This window comes from Pseudomonas sp. TE3910 (assembly GCF_056279025.1).
This window is the reverse complement of the sequence record NZ_JBWBQN010000001.1, coordinates 3,348,551-3,372,728: the sequence shown is the minus strand read 5'-3', so window position 1 is coordinate 3,372,728 and position 24,178 is coordinate 3,348,551. Positions and strand designations below refer to the sequence as shown.

General features: G+C 57.7%; 22 protein-coding genes and 1 pseudogene. 20 read left to right on the top strand and 3 right to left on the bottom strand.

All coding sequences use genetic code 11. The features are described from left to right. Positions 1–362: 362 nt before the first annotated feature. From mnmG to glmS, 16 genes are all read left to right on the top strand, one after another. The gene (gene mnmG, locus ACZ9H3_RS15470) at positions 363–2,255 is read left to right on the top strand and encodes a tRNA uridine-5-carboxymethylaminomethyl(34) synthesis enzyme MnmG (RefSeq protein WP_099776491.1); all 1,893 of its coding nucleotides are present in this window, start codon (positions 363–365) and stop codon (positions 2,253–2,255) included. A gap of 5 nt (positions 2,256–2,260) precedes the next feature. After that, positions 2,261–2,896: a 16S rRNA (guanine(527)-N(7))-methyltransferase RsmG gene (gene rsmG / locus ACZ9H3_RS15465; RefSeq protein ID WP_176717420.1), complete on the top strand. Its 636-nt coding sequence runs from the start codon at positions 2,261–2,263 to the stop codon at positions 2,894–2,896. An 18-nt stretch (positions 2,897–2,914) separates the two neighbouring features. After that, positions 2,915–3,706: a ParA family protein gene (locus ACZ9H3_RS15460; protein WP_065759568.1), complete on the top strand. Its 792-nt coding sequence runs from the start codon at positions 2,915–2,917 to the stop codon at positions 3,704–3,706. A 9-nt stretch (positions 3,707–3,715) separates the two neighbouring features. Then, positions 3,716–4,588 (top strand): ParB/RepB/Spo0J family partition protein, encoded by an 873-nt coding sequence (locus ACZ9H3_RS15455; protein WP_065759569.1) that lies wholly within the window; start codon positions 3,716–3,718, stop codon positions 4,586–4,588. A gap of 149 nt (positions 4,589–4,737) precedes the next feature. Beyond that, on the top strand, positions 4,738–5,145 hold the full coding sequence (locus tag ACZ9H3_RS15450; protein WP_065759570.1) for a F0F1 ATP synthase subunit I: 408 nt from the start codon (positions 4,738–4,740) through the stop codon (positions 5,143–5,145). Between the two features lie 16 nt (positions 5,146–5,161). Continuing rightward, positions 5,162–6,031 (top strand): F0F1 ATP synthase subunit A, encoded by an 870-nt coding sequence (atpB, locus tag ACZ9H3_RS15445; RefSeq protein ID WP_065759571.1) that lies wholly within the window; start codon positions 5,162–5,164, stop codon positions 6,029–6,031. Between the two features lie 144 nt (positions 6,032–6,175). Beyond that, positions 6,176–6,433: a F0F1 ATP synthase subunit C gene (atpE, locus tag ACZ9H3_RS15440; protein ID WP_003097235.1), complete on the top strand. Its 258-nt coding sequence runs from the start codon at positions 6,176–6,178 to the stop codon at positions 6,431–6,433. A 57-nt stretch (positions 6,434–6,490) separates the two neighbouring features. Further along, positions 6,491–6,961, top strand: coding sequence for a F0F1 ATP synthase subunit B (locus tag ACZ9H3_RS15435; protein WP_065759572.1), 471 nt, complete (start codon positions 6,491–6,493; stop codon positions 6,959–6,961). A 12-nt stretch (positions 6,962–6,973) separates the two neighbouring features. Then, positions 6,974–7,510, top strand: coding sequence for a F0F1 ATP synthase subunit delta (locus tag ACZ9H3_RS15430; protein WP_065759573.1), 537 nt, complete (start codon positions 6,974–6,976; stop codon positions 7,508–7,510). A gap of 21 nt (positions 7,511–7,531) precedes the next feature. Next, complete coding sequence (gene atpA, locus ACZ9H3_RS15425) at positions 7,532–9,076, top strand: F0F1 ATP synthase subunit alpha (RefSeq protein WP_065759574.1); 1,545 nt, start codon at positions 7,532–7,534, stop codon at positions 9,074–9,076. 50 nt (positions 9,077–9,126) lie between these two features. Continuing rightward, complete coding sequence (atpG, locus tag ACZ9H3_RS15420) at positions 9,127–9,987, top strand: F0F1 ATP synthase subunit gamma (RefSeq protein WP_065759575.1); 861 nt, start codon at positions 9,127–9,129, stop codon at positions 9,985–9,987. A 27-nt stretch (positions 9,988–10,014) separates the two neighbouring features. Next, positions 10,015–11,391 carry a F0F1 ATP synthase subunit beta gene (gene atpD, locus ACZ9H3_RS15415; protein WP_102053044.1) on the top strand — a complete coding sequence of 459 codons (1,377 nt, stop codon included), beginning with the start codon at positions 10,015–10,017 and terminating at the stop codon, positions 11,389–11,391. 44 nt (positions 11,392–11,435) lie between these two features. Beyond that, a complete protein-coding gene (locus ACZ9H3_RS15410; RefSeq protein WP_065759577.1) occupies positions 11,436–11,861 on the top strand; it encodes a F0F1 ATP synthase subunit epsilon in 426 nt (141 codons plus the stop codon). 115 nt (positions 11,862–11,976) lie between these two features. Continuing rightward, positions 11,977–13,344 (top strand): bifunctional UDP-N-acetylglucosamine diphosphorylase/glucosamine-1-phosphate N-acetyltransferase GlmU, encoded by a 1,368-nt coding sequence (gene glmU / locus ACZ9H3_RS15405; RefSeq protein WP_102053043.1) that lies wholly within the window; start codon positions 11,977–11,979, stop codon positions 13,342–13,344. 208 nt (positions 13,345–13,552) lie between these two features. Further along, positions 13,553–14,320 (top strand): DeoR/GlpR family DNA-binding transcription regulator, encoded by a 768-nt coding sequence (locus tag ACZ9H3_RS15400; RefSeq protein WP_065759579.1) that lies wholly within the window; start codon positions 13,553–13,555, stop codon positions 14,318–14,320. A gap of 11 nt (positions 14,321–14,331) precedes the next feature. After that, positions 14,332–16,167 (top strand): glutamine--fructose-6-phosphate transaminase (isomerizing), encoded by a 1,836-nt coding sequence (glmS, locus tag ACZ9H3_RS15395; protein WP_065759580.1) that lies wholly within the window; start codon positions 14,332–14,334, stop codon positions 16,165–16,167. A 58-nt stretch (positions 16,168–16,225) separates the two neighbouring features. On the opposite strand, the gene ACZ9H3_RS15390 is transcribed toward glmS, so the two are convergent. The 3 genes and pseudogenes from ACZ9H3_RS15390 to ACZ9H3_RS15380 all read right to left on the bottom strand — a co-directional run bounded on the left by ACZ9H3_RS15390 (position 16,226) and on the right by ACZ9H3_RS15380 (position 19,201). Beyond that, a complete protein-coding gene (locus ACZ9H3_RS15390; RefSeq protein ID WP_371917221.1) occupies positions 16,226–16,951 on the bottom strand; it encodes a methyl-accepting chemotaxis protein in 726 nt (241 codons plus the stop codon). A 132-nt stretch (positions 16,952–17,083) separates the two neighbouring features. Further along, a pseudogene (locus ACZ9H3_RS15385) lies at positions 17,084–17,413 on the bottom strand (HAMP domain-containing protein); the annotation flags it as partial. A gap of 900 nt (positions 17,414–18,313) precedes the next feature. Next, on the bottom strand, positions 18,314–19,201 hold the full coding sequence (locus tag ACZ9H3_RS15380; protein ID WP_099776435.1) for a LysR family transcriptional regulator: 888 nt from the start codon (positions 19,199–19,201) through the stop codon (positions 18,314–18,316). Between the two features lie 130 nt (positions 19,202–19,331). On the opposite strand from ACZ9H3_RS15380, the gene ACZ9H3_RS15375 reads away from it, so the two are divergent. The 4 genes from ACZ9H3_RS15375 (at position 19,332) to ACZ9H3_RS15360 (ending at position 24,178) form a co-directional block, all read left to right on the top strand. Next, complete coding sequence (locus tag ACZ9H3_RS15375) at positions 19,332–20,288, top strand: AraC family transcriptional regulator (protein WP_099776433.1); 957 nt, start codon at positions 19,332–19,334, stop codon at positions 20,286–20,288. A gap of 163 nt (positions 20,289–20,451) precedes the next feature. Beyond that, complete coding sequence (locus ACZ9H3_RS15370; protein WP_454240419.1) at positions 20,452–21,783, top strand: MFS transporter; 1,332 nt, start codon at positions 20,452–20,454, stop codon at positions 21,781–21,783. 80 nt (positions 21,784–21,863) lie between these two features. Continuing rightward, positions 21,864–23,117, top strand: a complete 1,254-nt coding sequence (locus ACZ9H3_RS15365; RefSeq protein WP_476221385.1) for an OprD family porin — start codon at positions 21,864–21,866, stop codon at positions 23,115–23,117. Between the two features lie 104 nt (positions 23,118–23,221). Continuing rightward, positions 23,222–24,178, top strand: a complete 957-nt coding sequence (locus ACZ9H3_RS15360) for an AraC family transcriptional regulator (RefSeq protein WP_065759586.1) — start codon at positions 23,222–23,224, stop codon at positions 24,176–24,178.

The following is a 24,178-nucleotide window of genomic DNA, read 5'->3' as shown; positions in this document are numbered from 1 at the left end:
CCTTCAGCTCCGTTGATAACTGGCCTTCAAGGTTGGAGATAACCTGCACTGTGGGTAACTAGCCATTTGATCCACAGGCTTAAAGCGCTTATCCAGAACGCTCAGACCCACTAGATCACAGGCTTATAAATCGCTGTACATGACGTAGATAAAGGCCTGCAGCACTTTATCCACAGAAAGGTGGCTGCATAAGAATAAACATAAAAACAAAGCTTTAATAAATTTCTCTCTTTAATTTCTATTGCCTGCCACTCATCCACAGGCTGGTTAAATTTTGTGCAAAAGGTTCCTTTAGAGGGGGGGAAGTCCCTATACTTGTCGGCTATCCCTTATTTATTCGCGAAACAGGCACGAGGTGCGTGGTGGATTTCCCTTCCCGTTTTGAAGTGATCGTCATCGGCGGCGGCCATGCCGGTACCGAGGCTGCGCTTGCGTCAGCACGCATGGGTGTGAAAACCCTGCTGTTGACCCACAACGTGGAAACCCTCGGTCATATGAGTTGCAACCCGGCCATCGGTGGTATTGGCAAAAGCCACCTGGTCAAGGAAATCGATGCACTCGGTGGCGCAATGGCGCTGGCAACCGACAAGAGTGGTATCCAGTTCCGCGTTCTGAACAACCGCAAAGGTCCGGCAGTACGTGCCACCCGTGCACAGGCAGACCGTGCGATCTACAAGTCGGTAGTGCGCGAGATCCTTGAGAACCAACCCAACCTGTGGATATTCCAGCAGTCGTGCGACGACCTGATCGTCGAGCAGGACCAGGTGCGTGGTGTGGTCACTCAAATGGGCCTGCGTTTCTTCGCCGATGCAGTGGTACTGACCACCGGTACTTTCCTTGGTGGACTTATCCACATCGGTTTGCAGAACTACTCCGGTGGTCGTGCCGGTGATCCACCGTCGATTGCCCTGGCACATCGCCTGCGTGAATTGCCATTACGGGTTGGTCGTCTGAAAACCGGCACTCCGCCGCGTATCGATGGCCGTTCTGTGGATTTCTCGGTGATGACCGAACAGGCGGGTGACACGCCCACCCCGGTGATGTCGTTCATGGGGTCGCAGCAGATGCACCCGCGCCAGGTCAGTTGCTGGATTACCCACACCAATGCCCGCACCCACGAAATCATTGCGTCGAACCTTGATCGTTCGCCAATGTATTCCGGTGTCATCGAGGGTATTGGCCCGCGTTACTGCCCTTCGATCGAAGACAAGATTCACCGCTTTGCGGACAAGGAGAGCCATCAGGTCTTTATCGAACCTGAAGGCCTGACGACACACGAGCTGTATCCGAACGGGATATCCACATCCCTGCCATTCGACGTGCAACTGCAGATCGTTCGCTCGATCCGCGGCATGGAGAATGCGCACATCGTTCGTCCGGGTTATGCCATTGAGTACGATTACTTCGATCCACGAGATCTCAAGTACAGCCTTGAAACCAAAGTGATTGGCGGCCTGTTCTTTGCTGGCCAGATCAACGGCACCACCGGCTACGAAGAAGCCGGTGCACAAGGATTGCTGGCCGGGACCAACGCCGCATTGCGTGCACAGGGCCGTGAAAGCTGGTGCCCGCGCCGCGATGAAGCGTACATCGGTGTGTTGGTCGACGACCTGATCACCCTCGGTACTCAAGAGCCGTACCGCATGTTCACTTCTCGGGCCGAGTACCGGTTGATCCTGCGTGAAGACAACGCCGACCTGCGTCTGACCGAAAAAGGTCGCGAACTGGGCCTGGTCGACGACGCCCGTTGGGCGGCCTTTACCGCTAAACGCGAAGGTATCGAGCGCGAAGAACAACGTTTGAAAAGCACCTGGGTACGCCCTGGTACGGCGCAAGGCCAAGCCATTGCAGAGAAATTCGGTACGCCGCTGAGCCATGAGTACAACCTGCTCAACCTGCTCACCCGTCCGGAAATCGATTACGCCGGTTTGATCGAAGTCACCGGTAGCGAAGGCATTGATCCGCAAGTTGCCGAGCAGGTCGAAATCAAGACCAAGTACGCCGGCTATATCGATCGCCAGCAGGAAGAAATTGCTCGTCTGCGTGCCAGCGAAGATACCCGTTTGCCCGAGGATATCGACTACACGAACATTTCCGGGCTTTCCAAGGAAATTCAGAGCAAACTCAGCCAGACTCGTCCGGAAACATTGGGTCAGGCATCGCGTATCCCTGGCGTAACCCCGGCAGCAATTTCACTCTTGCTGATTCACCTGAAAAAACGCGGCGCAGGCCGTGAGTTGGAGCAAAGCGCTTGAGTTCCATGGTCACCCCTCAACATGCCGAAGAGTTGTCCACAGGCGCCCGCGAACTGGGCGTCGAGTTGAGTGCCAGCCAGCAGGAGCAACTGCTGGCGTACCTGGCACTGCTGATCAAGTGGAACAAGGCGTATAACCTGACCGCTGTGCGTAACCCGGACGAGATGGTTTCCCGTCATTTGCTCGACAGCCTGAGTGTAATGCCGTTTATCCACAGCGAGCGTTGGCTTGACGTCGGCAGCGGCGGTGGCATGCCCGGTATTCCATTGGCTATCCTGCATCCGGAAAAGCAGGTCACGGTGCTCGACAGCAATGGCAAGAAAACCCGCTTCCTGACTCAGGTAAAGCTGGAATTGAAACTGGATAACCTGCAAGTTATCCACAATCGGGTTGAGGCGTTCCAGCCGGAGCGCCCTTTCACCGGAATCATTTCGCGTGCTTTCAGCAGCATGGAAAACTTCACCAACTGGACGCGGCACCTGGGGGATACCCAGACGCAGTGGCTGGCAATGAAAGGGCTGCATCCAGCTGATGAGCTGGTAGCATTGCCGGCAGATTTCAAAGTGGATAGCGAGCAGGCCTTGACCGTACCGGGTTGCCAAGGCCAGCGCCATCTGCTGATACTGCGCCGCACGGCATGACTGGGAACACAAGCAAGAATGGCTAAGGTATTCGCAATCGCGAACCAGAAGGGTGGTGTGGGTAAGACCACCACCTGTATCAATCTCGCAGCATCGCTGGTGGCGACCAAGCGCCGCGTGCTGCTGATCGATCTCGATCCACAGGGCAACGCCACCATGGGCAGTGGTGTGGATAAACACGTCCTGGAACATTCGGTCTATGACCTGTTGATCGGTGAATGCGATCTGGCCCAGGCCATGCGCTTCTCCGAGCACGGTGGTTATCAACTGCTGCCGGCCAACCGTGACCTGACCGCCGCCGAGGTGGTGTTGCTGGAAATGCAGATGAAGGAGAGTCGCCTGCGTACCGCGCTGGCGCCGATTCGTGAAAGCTACGACTACATCCTCATCGATTGCCCGCCGTCGCTGTCGATGTTGACCCTCAACGCCTTGGTCGCGTCCGATGGCGTGATCATTCCGATGCAATGTGAATACTTTGCGCTGGAAGGTTTGAGTGACCTTGTGGATAACATCAAGCGGATTGCCGAGCGGCTTAATCCACAGCTGAAGATCGAAGGCTTGCTGCGGACCATGTACGACCCGCGCCTGAGCCTGATCAATGATGTATCGGCGCAGCTCAAGGAGCATTTCGGTGATCAGCTGTACGACACCGTGATCCCGCGCAACATTCGCCTGGCCGAGGCACCAAGCTTCGGCATGCCGGCGCTGGCCTATGACAAGCAATCGCGCGGTGCCTTGGCCTACCTGGCCCTGGCCGGTGAGATGGTGCGTCGCCAGCGTCGTCAATCTCGCACTGCACAAGCAACTTAAGGAATCCGTATGGCCGTTAAGAAACGAGGTCTCGGACGTGGGTTGGATGCACTGCTGAGTGGTCCGACTGTCAGCGCGCTCGAAGAGCAGGCTGTCAAAGTCGATCAGAAAGAACTGCAACACCTGCCGCTCGACCTGATCGAGCGCGGGAAGTACCAACCTCGCCGCGACATGGATCCGCAGGCGTTGGAGGAATTGGCGCACTCGATCCGTAGCCAGGGCGTCATGCAGCCGATCGTGGTTCGTCCGATCGCTGACAATCGCTACGAAATCATTGCGGGTGAGCGCCGCTGGCGCGCCAGTCAGCAGGCCGGCATGGATACCATTCCGGCAATGGTTCGTGATGTGCCCGATGAGGCGGCCATTGCGATGGCGCTGATCGAGAACATCCAGCGCGAGGACCTCAACCCGGTGGAAGAGGCGATTGCCCTGCAACGGCTGCAGCATGAGTTCCAGCTGACCCAGCAGCAGGTTGCCGATGCCGTGGGCAAGTCGCGGGTTACCGTGGCCAACCTGTTGCGCTTGATCACCCTGCCGGAAGTCATCAAGACCATGCTCTCTCATGGCGATCTGGAAATGGGCCATGCACGTGCATTGCTCGGATTGCCGGATGAGCAACAGGTTGATGGGGCGCGACATGTTGTCGCACGTGGACTGACGGTGCGCCAGACTGAAGCACTGGTCCGTCAGTGGCTCAATGGCAAGCCTGAACCGGTCGAACCGGCCAAGCCTGATCCGGACATCGCACGCCTTGAACAGCGGCTCGCAGAGCGGCTGGGCTCGGCTGTCCAGATCCGTCATGGGAACAAGGGCAAAGGCCAGTTGGTGATTCGTTATAACTCGCTGGATGAGTTGCAGGGCGTCCTTGCTCACATCCGCTGAAACAATTCCTGTTGTAGCGCACAGTCGGAAATCACTACCCAGCAGTTGAATAGGGGTTAAACCGCCCCTATACTCTGCGCGCATTTTGTCGGCACAAATTATGCCAAGTCAGAGTTGACGGGTTGGCCGACTTTTGAGGAGCAGTTGTGATGGAAACCCGCACGCCAAACCGCTTGCCTTTCCATCGCTGGGCGGTTTTTCCGGTACTGCTGGCTCAGTGTGTCGTGTTTCTGTTGGCAGCCTTGGCGTTGTGGCAGTGGCGCGGGGCAGTCGACGGATATTCAGGCCTCTGCGGAGGGCTGATTGCCTGGCTACCGAATGTGTACTTTGCTTGGAAGGCTTTTCGGTTTACCGGAGCCAGGGCAGCGCAGGCCATCGTCAAGTCGTTTTACGCTGGCGAGGCAGGCAAATTGATTTTGACGGCAGTGCTGTTCGCGCTGACGTTTGCAGGAGTGAAGCCATTGGCGCCATTAGCAGTATTCGGCGTCTTTCTGCTGACCCAGTTGGTCAGCTGGTTCGCGCCCCTGCTAGTGAAAACAAGACTTTCGAGACCTTAGGGCGTTTGAGGCAAACATGGCAGCAGAAACCGCTTCGGGCTATATCCAGCACCACTTGCAGAACTTGACCTACGGTCAACTACCAGACGGCGGTTGGGGCTTTGCCCATTCCGCAGCAGAAGCCAAAGCAATGGGCTTCTGGGCGTTCCACGTGGACACCCTGGGTTGGTCCTTTGCGCTGGGTCTGATCTTCATTCTCCTGTTCCGCATGGCGGCCCGGAAAGCAACTTCCGGTCAACCTGGCGGCCTGCAGAACTTCGTTGAAGTGCTGGTGGAGTTCGTCAACGGTTCGGTCAAGGACAGTTTCCACGGTCGTAGCCCGGTTATCGCACCGCTGGCGCTGACCATCTTCGTCTGGGTCTTCCTGATGAACGCCATCGACCTGGTACCGGTCGACTGGATTCCTCAACTGGCCATGCTGATTTCCGGCGACAAGCACATTCCTTTCCGTGCAGTCTCCACGACTGACCCGAACGCTACCCTGGCCATGGCCTTCTGCGTGTTCGCGTTGATCATTTTCTACAGCATCAAGGTCAAGGGCATCGGCGGTTTCCTCGGCGAACTGACCCTGCATCCGTTCGGCAGCAAGAACATCTTCGTTCAGATCCTGCTGATTCCGGTGAACTTCCTGCTGGAATTTGTGACCCTGATCGCCAAGCCAATCTCCCTGGCACTGCGTCTTTTCGGCAACATGTACGCCGGCGAGCTGGTGTTCATCCTGATTGCCGTGATGTTCGGTGCTGGTCTGCTCTGGCTCAGCGGCCTGGGCGTGGTGCTGCAGTGGGCGTGGGCGGTGTTCCACATCCTGATCATCACCCTGCAAGCGTTCATCTTCATGATGCTTACCATCGTCTACCTGTCGATGGCTCACGAAGATAACCATTAAGACCGCCTGGCGTGTCTGAAGACCCTTTCGCCGGTACGGGCAAGGGTCGCAAAAGGTCCGCAAGGGCAGCTGTACAAAACGATTTTGCTTTACCGCTTCAAACTAAAAAACCTAACCAATACGACGTAAAAGTCGGGAGGAAAGATGGAAACTGTAGTTGGTCTTACCGCTATCGCTGTTGCTCTGCTGATCGGCCTGGGTGCACTGGGTACCGCCATTGGTTTCGGCCTGCTGGGCGGCAAGTTCCTGGAAGGCGCTGCTCGCCAGCCAGAGATGGTTCCAATGCTGCAAGTTAAAATGTTCATCGTTGCCGGTCTGCTCGACGCCGTAACCATGATCGGTGTTGGTATCGCTCTGTTCTTCACCTTCGCTAATCCCTTCGTTGGTCAAATCGCCGGCTAATCACTCGAATTTTCGAGTGGTTTTGTGTGATGGACAAAGAACGAGCGAGGTGTTGGCGTGAACATTAATGCAACCCTGATTGGCCAGTCCGTTGCGTTCTTCATCTTTGTGCTGTTCTGCATGAAGTTCGTGTGGCCTCCGGTCATCGCGGCATTGCAAGAACGTCAGAAGAAGATCGCGGATGGACTGGACGCTGCCAGCCGAGCAGCTCGCGACCTGGAGCTGGCCCAAGATAAAGTGGGTCAGCAACTGCGCGAAGCGAAAGCTCAGGCAGCCGAAATCATTGAGCAAGCCAAGAAGCGCGGTGCTCAGATCGTCGAGGAAGCCCGTGATCAGGCCCGCGTCGAAGCTGACCGTGTGAAGGCTCAGGCTCAGGCCGAGATCGAACAGGAACTTAACGGTGTCAAAGACGCGCTGCGCGCCCAACTGGGTAGCCTGGCCGTTAACGGCGCTGAGAAGATCCTTGGTGCCACAATCGATCAAAACGCGCATGCGGAGCTGGTTAACAAACTGGCCGCTGAAATTTAAGCGAGGGCGATCATGGCAGAATTGACCACGTTGGCCCGACCTTACGCTAAGGCTGCCTTTGAGCATGCCCAGGCCCATCAGCAACTGGCCAATTGGTCAGCCATGCTCGGCCTGGCTGCTGCGGTGTCGCAAGACGGCACCATGCAGCGCCTGCTCAAGGCCCCGCGACTGACGAGCGCAGAAAAGGCCGCCACTTTTATTGAAGTGTGCGGTGACAAGTTTGATGCCCAGGCACAGAATTTCATTCATGTTGCCGCGGAAAACGACCGTCTCCTGCTGTTGCCGGAGATTTCGTCGCTGTTCGAGCTGTACAAGGCCGAGCAGGAAAAATCCGTGGACGTGGAAGTCACTAGTGCTTTTGCGTTGAACCAAGAACAGCAAGACAAACTCGCCAAGGTTCTCAGTGCACGGCTCAGCCGGGAAGTGCGACTGCACGCTGTGGAGGATACCTCCCTCATAGGTGGTGTCGTGATCCGCGCCGGCGACCTGGTAATCGATGGCTCGATTCGCGGCAAAATCGCGAAACTGGCCGAAGCATTGAAATCTTGAGTTTGAAGGGGCAGCAGAGCAATGCAGCAACTCAATCCTTCCGAAATTAGTGAAATCATTAAGGGTCGCATCGAGAAACTCGATGTCGCCTCTCAAGCCCGCAACGAAGGTACTGTCGTCAGCGTTTCTGACGGTATCGTGCGGATCCACGGTCTGGCCGACGTTATGTACGGTGAAATGATCGAGTTTCCGGGCGGCGTCTACGGTATGGCCCTCAACCTGGAGCAAGACTCCGTTGGTGCGGTAGTACTGGGCGCATATACCTCCCTTGCCGAAGGCATGAGTGCCAAGTGCACCGGCCGCATCCTGGAAGTTCCGGTTGGTAAGGAACTGCTGGGTCGCGTAGTCGACGCACTGGGTAACCCAATCGACGGTAAAGGCCCACTGAACAACACCGAGACCGATGCGGTCGAGAAAGTTGCTCCGGGCGTTATCTGGCGTAAATCGGTAGACCAGCCTGTACAGACTGGCTACAAATCCGTCGACGCCATGATTCCAGTCGGCCGTGGCCAGCGTGAGCTGATCATCGGTGACCGTCAGATCGGTAAAACCGCCATGGCGGTTGACGCGATCATCAACCAGAAAAACAGTGGCATCTTCTGCGTCTACGTCGCCGTTGGTCAGAAACAATCGACCATCGCCAACGTTGTTCGCAAGCTGGAAGAAAACGGCGCTCTGGCTAACACCATCGTTGTTGCCGCCAGTGCTTCGGAATCCGCCGCACTGCAATTCCTGGCGCCATACGCCGGTTGCACCATGGGCGAGTTCTTCCGTGACCGCGGTGAAGACGCGCTGATCGTTTACGATGACCTGTCCAAGCAAGCTGTTGCTTACCGTCAGATCTCCCTGCTGCTGCGTCGTCCACCAGGACGTGAAGCGTACCCAGGTGACGTGTTCTATCTCCACTCCCGTCTGCTGGAGCGTGCATCGCGCGTTTCCGAAGAGTACGTCGAGAAGTTCACCAACGGTGCAGTAACTGGCAAAACCGGTTCCTTGACCGCTCTGCCGATCATCGAAACCCAGGCTGGCGACGTTTCCGCGTTCGTTCCGACCAACGTGATCTCGATCACCGACGGTCAGATCTTCCTGGAATCGGCCATGTTCAACTCGGGCATCCGCCCTGCAGTTAACGCCGGTGTTTCGGTATCCCGTGTAGGTGGTGCCGCTCAGACCAAGATCATCAAGAAGCTGTCCGGTGGTATCCGTACCGCTCTGGCTCAGTACCGTGAACTGGCTGCATTTGCCCAGTTCGCTTCTGACCTGGACGAAGCCACCCGTAAGCAACTCGAGCACGGTCAACGTGTTACCGAGCTGATGAAGCAGAAGCAATACGCGCCAATGTCCATCGCTGACATGTCGCTGTCGCTGTATGCCGCTGAGCGTGGGTTCCTGGTCGACGTTGAAATCGCCAAGATCGGTAGCTTCGAACAAGCGCTGATTGCTTACTTCAACCGTGATCACGCCGAACTGATGGCGAAGATCAACGTGAAGGGTGACTTCAACGACGAAATCGACGCTGGCATCAAAGCCGGTATCGAGAAGTTCAAGGCCACCCAAACCTGGTAAGCCGCAGCGGGGGCTTTGCAGCCCCCGCTTGCTAACCTGATAGGTGTTACATGGCAGGCGCAAAAGAGATTCGCAGTAAGATTGCGAGCATCAAAAGCACGCAAAAAATTACCAGCGCCATGGAAAAAGTGGCGGTCAGCAAGATGCGCAGGGCTCAACTGCGTATGGCTGCTAGCCGTCCTTACGCGGAGCGCATCCGCCAGGTGATTGGTCATCTGGCCAACGCCAACCCGGAATACCGCCACCCGTTCATGATCGATCGCGCCATCAAGCGTGTCGGTTATATCGTGGTGAGCAGTGACCGTGGTCTGTGCGGCGGCTTGAACACCAACCTGTTCAAGGCCCTGGTCAAGGACATGTCGGCAAACCGCGAACAAGGCGTCGAGATCGACCTGTGCGTGATCGGCAGCAAAGGTGCGGCATTCTTCCGTAACTTCGGCGGTAACGTCGTTGCTGCAATCAGCCACTTGGGCGAAGAGCCATCGATCAACGATCTGATTGGTAGCGTCAAAGTCATGCTGGACGCATACCTGGAAGGCCGTATCGATCGCCTGTCCGTGGTGTCGAACAAGTTCATCAATACCATGACGCAAAAACCAACGGTCGAGCAGTTGATTCCGTTGGTCGCAACCCCGGATCAAGAACTCAAGCACCACTGGGACTACCTCTACGAACCCGATGCCAAAGAGCTGCTGGACGGCCTGATGGTGCGTTACGTGGAGTCGCAGGTCTACCAGTCGGTAGTCGAGAACAACGCGGCTGAACAAGCTGCGCGGATGATCGCAATGAAAAACGCCACCGACAACGCCGGCGACCTGATCAGCGATTTGCAGCTGATCTACAACAAGGCACGTCAGGCTGCGATCACCCAAGAGATCTCGGAAATCGTCGGCGGCGCTGCCGCGGTTTAACGGTTCAAATATTCAGAGGATCCAGCTATGAGTAGCGGACGTATCGTTCAAATCATCGGCGCCGTCATTGACGTGGAATTCCCACGTGACAGCGTACCGAGTGTCTATAACGCGCTGAAAGTACAGGGCGCGGAAACTACTCTGGAAGTTCAGCAGCAGCTGGGCGACGGCGTAGTACGTACCATTGCGATGGGCTCGACCGAAGGCTTGAAGCGCGGTCTGGACGTCGTTGACACCAAGGCAGCCATCTCCGTTCCAGTCGGTAAAGCGACTCTGGGCCGTATCATGGACGTCCTGGGCAACCCAATCGACGAAGCCGGTCCGATCGGCGAAGAAGAGCGTTGGGGCATTCACCGTGCCGCGCCTTCCTTCGCAGAACAGGCTGGTGGCAACGACCTGCTCGAAACCGGTATCAAGGTTATCGACCTGGTTTGCCCGTTCGCCAAGGGTGGTAAGGTTGGTCTGTTCGGTGGTGCCGGTGTAGGCAAAACCGTAAACATGATGGAACTGATCCGTAACATCGCCATCGAGCACAGCGGTTTCTCCGTGTTCGCCGGTGTGGGTGAGCGTACTCGTGAGGGTAACGACTTCTACCACGAGATGAAGGATTCCAACGTACTGGACAAGGTTGCTCTGGTATACGGCCAAATGAACGAGCCACCAGGAAACCGTCTGCGCGTAGCGCTGACCGGCCTGACCATGGCTGAGAAGTTCCGTGACGAAGGTAACGACGTTCTGCTGTTCGTCGACAACATCTATCGTTACACCCTGGCCGGTACCGAAGTATCCGCACTGCTGGGCCGTATGCCTTCGGCAGTAGGTTACCAGCCGACCCTGGCTGAAGAGATGGGCGTGCTGCAAGAGCGCATCACTTCGACCAAGCAAGGTTCGATCACCTCGATCCAGGCCGTATACGTACCTGCGGACGACCTGACTGACCCGTCGCCAGCGACCACCTTCGCCCACTTGGACGCCACCGTGGTACTGTCCCGTGACATCGCCTCCCTGGGTATCTACCCAGCGGTCGATCCACTGGACTCGACTTCGCGTCAGCTGGACCCTCTGGTCATCGGCACCGAGCACTACGAAACCGCTCGCGGTGTTCAGTACGTGCTGCAGCGCTACAAAGAGCTGAAGGACATCATTGCCATTCTGGGTATGGACGAACTGTCCGAATCCGACAAGCAACTGGTATCCCGTGCTCGTAAGATCCAGCGCTTCCTGTCCCAGCCGTTCTTCGTGGCTGAAGTCTTCACCGGTGCTTCGGGTAAATACGTTTCCCTGAAAGACACCATTGCTGGCTTCAAAGGCATCCTCAACGGTGACTACGACCACCTGCCAGAACAAGCGTTCTACATGGTCGGCAGCATCGAAGAAGCGATCGAGAAAGCCAAGAAACTGTAATCCCGGCGCCCCGAAAGGGGCGCTAATCAGGTTGAGGCAAGCAGATGGCTATGACAGTCCATTGCGATATCGTCAGCGCGGAAGGAGAAATTTTCTCCGGTCTGGTCGAGATGGTGGTTGCGCACGGCAACCTGGGTGATATCGGTATCGCTCCAGGCCACGCCCCGCTGATCACTGATCTGAAGCCGGGTCCGATCACGCTGACCAAGCAGGGTGGCGACAAGGAGGTGTTCTACATCTCCGGTGGTTTCCTCGAGGTCCAGCCGAACATGGTCAAGGTGCTTGCCGATACCGTGCAACGCGCTAGCGACCTGGATGAAGCCTCCGCTCAGGAAGCCGTCAAGGCTGCTGAAAAGGCCCTGCACGAAAAAGGCGCGGAGTTCGACTACGGTTCCGCCGCTGCACGTCTGGCCGAAGCCGCAGCCCAGCTGCGCACCGTCCAGCAGATCCGCAAGAAGTTCGGCGGTTAAGCCAAGCTTCTGTAGTGCGATTGAGTTAAAGGGTAGCCTCGGCTACCCTTTTTCTTTTTCTGTAACTCCTTCTTTTTGGTCACAGTCGCTGACCACCCAGGATTGGTAGCCAGTCATGTCTCTCGATATCGTTATTCTCGCCGCGGGCCAAGGCACACGCATGCGTTCAGCCTTGCCCAAGGTGCTGCACCCGGTTGCGGGCAACTCCATGCTTGGCCATGTTATCCACAGCGCCCGGCAACTTCAGCCACAGGGTATGCACGTGGTAATCGGGCATGGTGCGGAAGTGGTTCGAGAGCGTTTGGCTGCCGACGATCTGAATTTTGTACTGCAGGACAAACAACTGGGCACGGGCCATGCTGTCGCACAGGCGCTGCCACACCTGACGGCCGATACCGTGCTGATTCTTTACGGTGATGTGCCGCTGATCGAAGTCGACACCCTCAAGCGGTTGCTGGCCAAGGTTACTGCGCAGCAACTGGGCTTGCTGACCGTTACGCTGAACGACCCGACAGGCTATGGCCGTATCGTGCGTGATGCACAGGGTCAGGTGGCGGCAATCGTCGAGCACAAGGATGCCAGCGAAGCACAGCGGGCTATCAAGGAAGGTAACACCGGTATCCTCGCCGTCCCGGGGGCACGTTTGGCTGAGTGGCTTGGTCGGCTGTCTAACAACAATGTGCAGGGTGAGTACTACCTCACCGACGTGATCGCCATGGCCGTTGCGGATGGCCTGGTGGTGGCCACCGAGCAACCGCACGACCCGATGGAGGTGCAAGGCGCCAACGACCGTCGGCAACTGGCTGAGCTGGAGCGTCATTATCAGTTGCGTGAGGCTCGTCGGCTCATGGCGCTGGGCGTCACCCTGCGTGATCCGGCGCGTTTCGATGTACGTGGCGAGGTTACCGTTGGTCGTGATGTGCTGATCGACATCAACGTGGTCCTGGAAGGCCGCGTCGAGATCGAAGACGACGTGGTGATCGGTCCTAATTGTGTGATCAAGGACAGCACCCTGCGCAAAGGCGTGGTGGTCAAGGCCAACAGCCATATCGAAGGTGCCATCATGGGCGAGGGCAGCGACGCCGGCCCATTCGCGCGTCTGCGCCCTGGCAGCGTGCTGGAAGCACGAGCCCATGTGGGTAACTTTGTCGAGTTGAAGAATGCTCACCTGGGCGAGGGTGCCAAAGCCGGTCACCTGACCTACTTGGGCGACGCGGAAGTCGGCGCACGAACCAACATAGGCGCAGGCACCATCACTTGCAACTATGACGGTGCGAACAAGTTCAAGACGGTGTTGGGTGAGGATGTCTTCATCGGTTCCAACAACTCCCTGGTTGCGCCTGTGGATATCCTTTCTGGTGCTACAACGGCAGCCGGTTCGACCATTACGCAGAATGTCGATACGGCTCAGTTAGCCGTTGGTCGGGCACGTCAGCGCAACATCGATGGCTGGAAGCGGCCAGAGAAGATCAAGAAGAACTGACGTTATCCACATGTGAATAAAAGAGCCGACTGGATTGTGCATAAGTCGGCTTTTTTTATGCCAGGCGCTCTAGGCCGGGATTTGTGGATAAAAGCGCCAGTCATGTCTAGTTATGCACAGGCAAAAACATACGCATCGTCCTTGACGAAGTGAAAGCTTTAGGTTTTGATTGGCTTCATTAACTTACGAAACGAAACTTAAAGCCAAAATGTCGAAACGAAACACTCCACAACGACGGCACAACATCCTCGCGCTGCTGAATGAGCTGGGCGAGGTCAGTGTCGATGCGTTGGCCAAACGTTTCGAGACCTCGGAAGTCACTATCCGCAAAGACCTGGCGGCTCTTGAGGCTAATGGTCTGTTGCTGCGTCGCTATGGCGGTGCGGTCACGCTGCCTCAGGAACTGATTGCCGATCAGGCCCAGCCGGTGTCTGCCTATAAGCAGGCCATTGCCCGCGCTGCAGTGGGCAGGATTCGTGAGCATGCGCGAATCATCATCGACAGTGGCAGTACGACCGCCGCCATGATCCCTGAGCTTGGCCAGCAGCCGGGCCTGGTGGTGATGACCAATTCGTTGAATGTCGCCCGCGCCCTTAGCGAGCTTGAGCATGAACCGGTGCTGTTGATGACCGGCGGTACCTGGGATCCGCATTCCGAATCCTTCCAGGGCCAGGTCGCCGAGCAGGTACTACGCTCTTACGATTTCGACCAGTTGTTCATTGGCGCCGATGGCATCGACCTGGTGCGTGGCACCACCACATTCAATGAGTTGCTGGGGTTGAGCCGGGTCATGGCCGAGGTCGCGCGGGAAGTGATTGTCATGGTCGAGTCGGACAAGGTCGGTCGCAAGATCCCCAATCTCGAGCTGCCCTGGAGCAGCGTCAATACCCTGATTACTGATGAGCGCCTGCCCCAAGCGGCACGTGAACAGATTGAAGCCCGCGGCGTAAACGTTATCTGCGCCGCAATCAGCTAGGAGTAATTTCTATGTGTGGAATCGTTGGCGCCGTCGCTGAACGTAACATCACCACTATCCTCATCGAAGGCCTCAAGCGCCTGGAGTACCGGGGCTATGACAGCGCCGGCCTGGCCGTCTACAGCGCGCAAGGCGTCCTGGAGCGCCGTCGTCGTATCGGCAAGGTCAGTGAGCTGGAAGCTGCCGTTGCCGCCGAACCGCTGTCGGGCCTGCTGGGTATCGCCCATACCCGTTGGGCAACCCACGGTGCGCCCAGCGAGCGCAATGCACACCCTCATTTTTCTGGCCACGACCTGGCGGTGGTGCATAACGGCATCATCGAGAACCATGAGGAGCTGCGCGAGCAGCTCAAGAGCCTGGGTTATGTGTTCAGCTCGGAAACCGATACCGAGGTGATCGTTCACCTGCTGCATCACACCCTCAAGACCCAGCCTGACCTGACCGAAGCGCTCAAGGTAGCGGTCAAGCAACTGCACGGTGCCTATGGCCTGGCCGTTATCAGCGCCAAACAACCGGATCGCCTCGTCGCTGCGCGTAGCGGCAGCCCGCTGGTGATTGGCCTGGGCCATGGGGAAAACTTCCTGGCGTCCGACCAGTTGGCCCTGCGCCAGGTCACCGACCGTTTCATGTACCTGGAAGAAGGTGATATCGCCGAGATTCGCCGCGACAAGGTCAGTATCTGGAACCAGGCCGGCCAAGCTGTTCAGCGTGAAGCGGTGCAGTACCACGAAGGTGCAGAAGCGGCTGACAAGGGTGAATACCGCCACTTCATGCTCAAGGAAATCCACGAGCAACCTACCGTGGTTCAGCGCACGCTGGAGGGTCGTCTGGGCACTGATCATGTGCTGGTACAGGCCTTTGGCCCGCAAGCCGCCGAGCTGTTTGCCAAGGTTCGCAATGTGCAGATCGTTGCCTGTGGCACCAGTTACCATGCGGGTATGGTTGCGCGCTACTGGTTGGAAGAACTGGCCGGTATTCCGTGCCAGGTCGAAGTGGCCAGCGAGTTCCGCTACCGCAAGGTGGTTGTGCAGCCCGACACCCTGTTCGTTTCGATCTCCCAGTCTGGTGAAACAGCAGACACCCTGGCAGCGCTGCGCAATGCCAAGGAGCTGGGCTTCCTGGCCAGCCTGGCCATTTGCAACGTCGGGATCAGTTCGCTGGTACGTGAATCGGACCTGACCCTGCTGACCCTGGCCGGCCCGGAAATCGGTGTGGCCTCGACCAAGGCGTTCACCACCCAACTGGTTTCGTTGATGCTGCTGACCCTGGCCCTGGGCCAAGTGCGTGGCACCTTGGGAGCAGGCGTTGAGGCCGATCTGGTCGAGCAATTGCGCCGCCTGCCGGTTCGCCTGGGCGAAGCGTTGGCGATGGATGCCACCATCGAGAAAATCTCGGAGCTGTTCGCCGACAAACACCACACCTTGTTCCTTGGTCGTGGTGCGCAGTTCCCGGTGGCGATGGAGGGGGCGCTCAAGCTCAAGGAGATCTCCTATATCCACGCCGAAGCTTACCCGGCTGGTGAGCTCAAGCACGGCCCGCTGGCGCTGGTGGACAACGACATGCCGGTGGTCACCGTGGCGCCGAACAACGAGCTGCTGGAAAAGCTCAAGTCCAACCTGCAGGAAGTGCGCGCCCGTGGTGGTCAACTGGTCGTCTTTGCTGATGAGCAAGCCAGCATGAGCAATGGTGAAGGGACTCACGTGATCGCGATGCCGCACATCGCAGATGCCCTGGCGCCGATTCTCTACACCATTCCGCTGCAGTTGCTGTCGTACTACGTTGCCGTGCTCAAAGGCACCGACGTTGACCAGCCACGCAACCTCGCCAAGTCGGTGACCGTGGAGTAAGGCTGCTGTTGAGGCGAGCGCGTTGCTTACCAACGCTGCTCGCCTGCTTCAGACCGGCCTAGAGCTTGAACTGGCTGACAATTTCATCCAGCCGTCGAGCGTCTTCACCAGCCGCTCGGCCACTGGCCAGTGTGCTCTCAGACAGTTCTGCGGTACGGCCGGCGACATTCGCCACGCTGCTGATCCGCTGGTTGATTTCATCGCTGACCATGGACTGCTCGCGAGCCGCTTCAGCGATGTGCAAGCTCATCCCCGATACCGAGGCCATCAAGGTACTGATGTTCACCAGTGCCTGACCGGCTATTTCGGCCTGCGTGACACCTTTTTCGGCATAGGTACGGCTTTCCTGCATGACTGCTACGGCCTCTTGGGACGCACTCTGCAGGCGCTCGATCATGCCCTGGATTTCTTGGGTCGAGGCTTGGGTACGGCTGGCCAAGGTGCGGACTTCATCGGCTACCACGGCAAAGCCCCGGCCTTGCTCGCCTGCGCGTGCTGCTTCAATGGCCGCGTTCAATGCCAGCAAGTTGGTTTGTTCGGCAATGGTCCGTATCACTTCCAGCACCCCACCAATGGAACGTGAGTGGGTTTCCAGGGTTTGAATCACTTCGGATGCCCGGCCCACTTCGTTGGCCAAGGTACGAATCTCGACAATTGTCTGGTTCACCACGCCAATCGCTTCTTGCGTCTGGCGATCAGCGTCACCGGTTTGGGCCGAGCTTGCCTGGGCATTGGCGGCCACGCCCTGTACGGTGGCGGCCATCTGATTGACTGCTGTGGCCACCTGATCCACTTCCGAACGCAAGGTTTCGGCGCTCGCTTCGGCGGCTTGCGCATCATTGACCAAGTGCGTCGATGACTGGCCCAAGGTGCAACCTACTTGGGCTACCGTCGCAATTTGGCCCCTGAGGCCGGCAACGAACTGATTGAAGCCCGCAACCACTTCACCGATCTCATCGTCGTTGTCCTGGCGCAGTGTACGGCTGAGGTCACCATTACCGGTGTTCAAATCGCGTAACGAACTGGACATCCGGTTGAGGGGGGGCAGGACGCGGCGGCTGATCAGCCAAAGGGTGCCAAGGATCAACAGCAACGCTATGCCCCAGGCCACGAGCGTATTGACCTTCAGGGACTCACGCACTTCGCTGGTTTCGCTGAGGGTTGTCTTGTACTTGGCCGACAGCGGGTCACGTAGCCCGGCGAACGCACGAATCACTTCTGCCGAACGCTGGTCGAAGTCTTCCATCACCTTGTCGCCAGCCTCCTTGCCGGGGCCGGTGTAGGCCTGGAACATGCGCAGGCCCACATTGTCGAGCCGTTCTGCCGGGGCGTTCATCGCCTCCAGTTCGAGGCGGAATGCTGGAATTGCCTGTTTGAGTTCGTTCAGCTTCTCCTGCATCCGCTGAAAGTGCCGATGGGCGGTGGCGGCTGCCTCGTTTTCGCCGGTCAAGCTTGCGTCGGTGTAGAACTGCTGAATTTGCGCCGTGTGGTAACGAAGTTCTTCTACCTCTTGCTGGGCACTACTGAGGTTTTCCAACTGTCGGCTGAGATCATCCAGGCGGTTGACCTGATGAGAAATCCAGAATGACAGCCCCAGCGCCACAAGGATCAGTGCTGTTGCGCTGCTGATCATCAGGCGGGTAATAGTGAACTTCACGAAACGCTCCTTACAATGTAGTTAAATCGTGCAATCTAGAACATGAGCCGCGGTGCACAGTGCGTCAGCCGAAGCATTTTTCATTCGGCCAATAGTGCCTTGCTGATAAATCAGTTTATTAACGATCGTTTCCAGCGATGGGATAACACAGGGCGCGAACGTGAGGATGCGGGATAGTTATTCGCCTATCTTACTATTGAGCGAGCGCCCGTGCGCTTACATTTTCAACGGGTTTTCATGTACTTAAGTACTGGTTTTGTTGAAGGCAACAGGCAAGCGACGCGATATTAATCAACACCATCACCTGACGGTGATGCTGTATTGATTCAGGTCAATTAGAACAGTATTAGTTGAGAGTGATACGCAACTAAAGGCCTATTCAGAAGTGCAGTACAGATTTTGTAAGTTGTTGATTTTTATAGTTTAAATTTCAACTAACAGTTTTTCCCTTAGCCCTTGGCATCTGCAAGGTTGCCCTGCACTGGCGCCTCAGGCGTTGTTATCCACAGCCTGCATCTGTTCAATCAGAGCCAGGCAGTGCTTGAGCAGGGGTGAGTTATCCCCAGCCCGGCGGCTGAGAATGATGGGTGAAACCGCCGAGGTCTCGGTCAGTGGTGCGTAGACGATGTCTGCGCGGTGCTGGGTTTGTACCGACGCGGGTACCAGGGTTATCCCCAGCCCCGCCGCCACCAGCCCGAGGGCGGTCTGCAGTTCGTTGGTCCATTGCACTACCCTGACGCTGAGGCCATGGTTGGCGAACAGCGCCATGATGTGGTCGGCGTAACTTGGCCGTGGCGTGGCGGGGTAGAGCACAAAGGGTTCGCGGGCCAACAGCGCCAGGTCCAGCGGCTGCCCCAGTAAGGGATGCCCGCAAGGCAAGGCGGCAACCAACGGGTCTTCGCGCAACACATGCTGTTCAATGGCCGGGTCATTGATGCGGATACGACCGAAGCCGATATCGATGCGCCCGGCCTTCAGGGCCTCGACCTGTTGCAGGGTAATCATCTCCTGCAGGCCCAGCTCCAGATCCTCGGAACGACGCAGTCGGCGGATCAACTCCGGTAGCAGGTCGTACAAGGTCGAAGGTGCGAAACCGATCCGCAACCACTGGCGCTCACTGTTGGCAATGCGTCGGGTGGCTTCGGCGACTTGTTCAAGCTGGTCGAGCAGGGCGGCGCTCTGTTCATGGAAGAAGCGCCCGGCTTCGGTCAGGCGCAGCGGACGGCTTCGCTCCAGCAGCTCTACGCCAAGGGTTTCCTCCAGTTGGCGGATCTGTCGACTCAGCGGCGGCTGGGCAATGTGCAACTGTTCGGCGGCGCGGGTGAAATTCAGGGTCTGCGCCAGCACGCGGAAATAACGCAAATGGCGCAGTTCCATGATACCTCCAAGGTATGGTTACCCACTTAACGGATATTGGACTGCCCACATCGACTAACGCAAGCTGGTCGCCTGTGGATAACCAGACCCTGTGGATATCGACATCATAATAATAAAACGAGGCCAGCCTATGAGCAGCCACCTGCTGAGCGAGCGCAGCCGTGTATTCGAGCGCGCCGACCCTTATGTGGTCTCCGACTACGTCAATCAGCATGTCGGCGGCCATTGCTTGCGCCTGCCCAGAACTGGCGACCTGCAGGCCAGTATCAACCATCGCAAGTTCGCCAGCCTCGACTTGTGTCGCCTGAGCTATGGCGGCAAGGCGCGGGTTACTTCACCTGCGCTGGGCAGCCTGTATCACTTGCAGATCCTGCTCAAGGGCCATTGTCTTTCGGCTTGCCGTGGCAATGAGCACCCTTACGTTCCAGGCGAGTTGCTGTTGATCAACCCCGATGACCCGGTAGACCTGACCTATTCGGCCGACTGCGAGAAGTTCATCCTCAAGCTGCCGGCCAGCCTGCTCGAACAGACCTGCCTGGAACAGCGCTGGCAGGTGCCTGAGGGCGGCATTCGCTTCACATCGGCCCGTCACAAGACCCAACCGCTGGATGGTTTCATCGGTTTGCTCGGGTTGGTCTGCGCTGAGGCCGAGTCCGACCATTCGCTGTTACAGGTTCAGGAACACTACGGCCGTATTGTCGCCAGCAAGCTGCTGACCCTGCTGGACAACAACATTCAACGGGGAGAGCCGCAGGTTCAGGCTCATTCCTTTGAGCAGTTGGTGGAGTACATCGACGCCAACCTGAATCAAGACATCAGTATCGTGCAGTTGATGAACGTGGCGCGGGTCAGTGAGCGAACGCTGTATTCACTGTTTGAGCGCCATGCAGGCCTGTCGCCGAAGGGGTATGTGCGCCAGCGCAAACTGGAGCGTATCCATGCGGTCTTGCAGGATCCGGCCAGCAGCGTACGCAACGTGACGGAAATCGCCCTGGACTACGGTTTTCTGCACTTGGGGCGCTTTGCCGAGAGTTATCGCCAGCGCTTTGGCGAACTGCCCTCGGTGACCTTCAAACGCCACCGCTGACACCTGGTCAGCCCCTGCGCTATCTGGATAGCGATTCGCAGGAAATGGCTATTGCCATGCTCGACGTCTCCCTAACCTGAGTGTGCGAACACCGCCAGGCCCCAGCGCCGAGTGGGTATTGCGCCTTCGGGTTTCGATAACAACAACAAAAGAGACGCGCACCATGCGAGCAGTCGATATCAATGCCCTGATCGATCAGGCGAAGTTCAATCCCTTTCACTGGCGCGTGCTGTTCTGGTGTGCGCTGATCATCATCTTCGACGGTTACGACCTGGTCATTTATGGCGTGGTGCTGCCGGCATTGATGCAGGAGTGGGGCATGACCCCGCTGCAGGCCGGTGCCCTGGGTAGCTATGCGCTGTTTGGCATGATGTTCGGTGCACTGGTGTTTGGCCCGTTGTCGGACCGCATCGGTCGCAAGAAGGCAATCACCCTCTGCGTGATCCTGTTCAGTGGCTTTACGGTACTCAACGGTTTCGCCCGTAACCCTACGGAGTTCGGTCTCTGCCGGTTTATCGCCGGTTTAGGAATCGGCGGCGTCATGCCCAACGTGGTGGCGCTGATGAACGAATACGCACCGAAGAAAATTCGCAGCACCCTGGTCGCGATCATGTTCAGTGGTTACTCGGTGGGCGGCATGCTGTCTGCCGGGCTGGGCATTGTGCTGTTGCCGGCCTTTGGTTGGCAGTCGGTGTTCTATGTGGCGGTCATTCCGCTGCTGACGCTGCCGTTGATCTTGCGCTTTTTGCCGGAGTCCCTCGGTTTTCTGGTACGTCAGGGCCGGGTAGAGCAGGCTCAGCAACTGTTGCAGCGGGTTGAGCCGAGCTATCAGCCGCAAGCGGGCGATCGGCTTGAAGCCGCCGCAGGCAAGGCGCCGGGTGCGGCGGTACCGCAACTGTTCCACGAAGGTCGGGCGCTGAACACGCTGATGCTCTGGGTGGCGTTCTTCTGCTGCCTGCTGATGGTCTATGCCCTCAATTCCTGGCTGCCGAAATTGATGAACAACGCAGGTTATGGCTTGGGTTCCAGCCTGGCGTTTCTGCTGGTACTGAACTTCGGCGCGATCTTTGGCGCCGTGGGTGGTGGCTGGATTGGCGACCGCTTCAAGCTGGACAAGGTGTTGGTGGTGTTCTTTGCGGTGGCGGCCCTGTCCATCAGCCTGTTGGGCTTCAAAAGCCCGACACCGGTGCTTTACCTGCTGATCGCGATTGCCGGTGCGACCACCATCGGCACGCAGATTCTTGCCTATGCCTGTGTTGCACAGTACTACCCGATGGGCATCCGCTCGACGGGCCTGGGTTGGGCCTCGGGCGTTGGTCGCAGTGGGGCCATCGTCGGGCCGCTGTTGGGGGGCGCATTGCTGGGTGTCCAGTTGCCTTTGCCGCTCAACTTCCTGGCGTTCGCGGTACCGGGTGCCGTCGCCGCCTTGGCGATGATGGTGTTCGCCAGCCGCTCGCCGTTTGCCAGCCAGGCGTCGTTGCCTGCCAAGGCCTGAGCACCAAGCGGCCGGCTATGCCGGCCATCAAAGCTCCGCGTAGCACCGGTTAAAACAACAATAAAAAGAGCACGTTACCCATGAACAACCTCCGTCATTCCTGGTTGCTGTCCACCCTTGCCTTGTGTGTTGGTGCCAACGCCGCTGAGCCCGGCTTTGTCAGCGGTTCGAGCGCTACGTTGCAGGCCCGCAACTACTACTTCAGCCGCGATTTCTCCGATATCGTCGGCGCCAACAAGCAGTCCAAGGCCGAGGAGTGGGGGCAGGGCTTTATCTTCAACTTCAAGTCTGGCTATACCCCTGGCTTGATCGGTGTGGGTGTCGATGCCATCGGCGTGGTGGGGTTCAAGCTCGACAGTAGCCCTGATCGTACGGGTACCGGGCTATTGCCGGTGCAGGGCGATGGTCGCGCCGCTGATGAGTACAGCCGGGTCGGCGGCACCCTCAAGCTGCGTTACTCGAAGACTGAGTTGAAGGTCGGCGAATTGCAAACCAACCTGCCTATTCTCCAGTACAACGACTCAAGGCTGCTGCCGCCGACCTATCAGGGGGCAAGTATCACATCTTCAGAACTTGAGGGCCTGACGCTACAAGCCGGGCACTTGAGCTCCACCAGCCTGCGCAACGAGGCCGGTGACGAGAAAATGATTGCAGTGCTCGGCCATGTTCCCCAGCGTAAAGCCGATAGCGATGCGTTCAATTTTGCCGGGGGCGACTACAGTTTCAACGGCAATCGCAGCACCTTCAGCCTTTGGTACGGACAGTTGGAGGATATCTACCAACAAGGGTTTGTCGGTTTCAAACACAACCAGCCGTTGGGCGATTGGACGCTCGGCGCCAACCTCGGCTACTTCTCTGCCCGTGAGCAAGGAGCCAGCAAGCTGGGGGATATCGACAACCAGGCGTTTTACTCGTTGCTCTCAGCCAAACGTTCCGGGCATACCTTCACGGTGGGCTACCAGGCAATCTATGGTGATGATGCCTTCCCCCGTGTGTTCCCGAACATTTCGCCATTGGGCAACGAAGTGCCGACCTATGAGTTCGCCTACACCGACGAACGTTCGTGGCAGGTGCGTTACGACTATGACTTCGTTGCCATGGGCATTCCTGGGCTGACAGCAACCGCACGCTACCTCAAAGGCGATAACGTCAACACCGGTTTGGGGTATGAGGGCCGGGAGCATGAGCGCGATTTCGATCTTGGCTACGCGGTACAGGGCGGAGTCTTGAAAGGCTTGGGAATCCGCGTGCGCAATGCCATGGCGCGCTCGAACTACCGTTCTGACATCGATGAGAATCGCTTGATCCTGAGTTACACCTGGATCTTGTTGTAAGGGCTGGCAGGGTGGGTTCCCACAGGGGACCACCCATCTCACGTTTATCCACAACCCCTGAGGATCACATAGACTGAGCAGACAAAAACAACGAGTACCCTGGTATGGATAGTCCCCTGCTTAGTCATCGCAGCCGGGTTTTTGAGCGTGCCGACCCCTATGCCGTGTCGACCTACGTTAACCAGCACGTCGGTCAGCATCATATTCGACTACCGCGCAATGGCCTCCCGGAGGCCAGCCTCGATCACCGAAAGTTTGCCAGCCTGGACCTGTGTCGGATCAGCTATGGTGGCGAGGTGAGGGTGCTGTCTCATGCCCTGGAAAGTGTTTTTCATCTGCAGATTCTCTTGCGGGGGCACTGTATGTGGCGCCGCGGTCGGGCCGAGCGCCTGCTCGGTCCGGGTGAGCTGTTGTTGATCAATCCGGATGAGCCGGTGGACCTGGCGTATTCCGCCGACTGCGAGAAGTTCATCCTCAAGCTGCCGGCTCGCCTGCTCGATGCGGTTTGTGATGAGCAGCGCTGGCAGCGCCCCAGTGAAGGCGTCCGGTTTATCCACAGCCATTACCAACTGCTGGCGCTGGAAGGTTTTGCCGGGCTGTTGACGATGGTCTGTCATGAGGCCGAGGCCTTTGATTCGCTGCAGCGTGTTCAGGAACACTACAGCCAGATCGTTGCCAGCAAGCTGCTGACGCTGATGCAGACCAACGTCAGCCGCGAGAGCCTGGGCAGCCAGGCCGTCACCTTTGAGCGTATTGCCGAGTACATTGAGCGCAATCTCAAGCAAGACATCGGCATTGAGCAACTGGCGCAGCAGGCGAGCATGAGCCTGCGTTCGCTCTATGGGTTGTTCGAACGCAATGCCGGTACCACCCCGAAGCACTACATTCGGCAGAAGAAGCTTGAACGCATTCGTCGCAACCTCAGCGACCCGGACTGCAGCGTGCGCAACATCACCGAACTGGCCCTGGAATACGGCTTTGTTCACCTGGGCCGATTCTCGGAAAGTTACAAAGCGCTGTTTGGCGAGCTGCCCTCCGATACCCTCAAGCGTCGCCCCTGA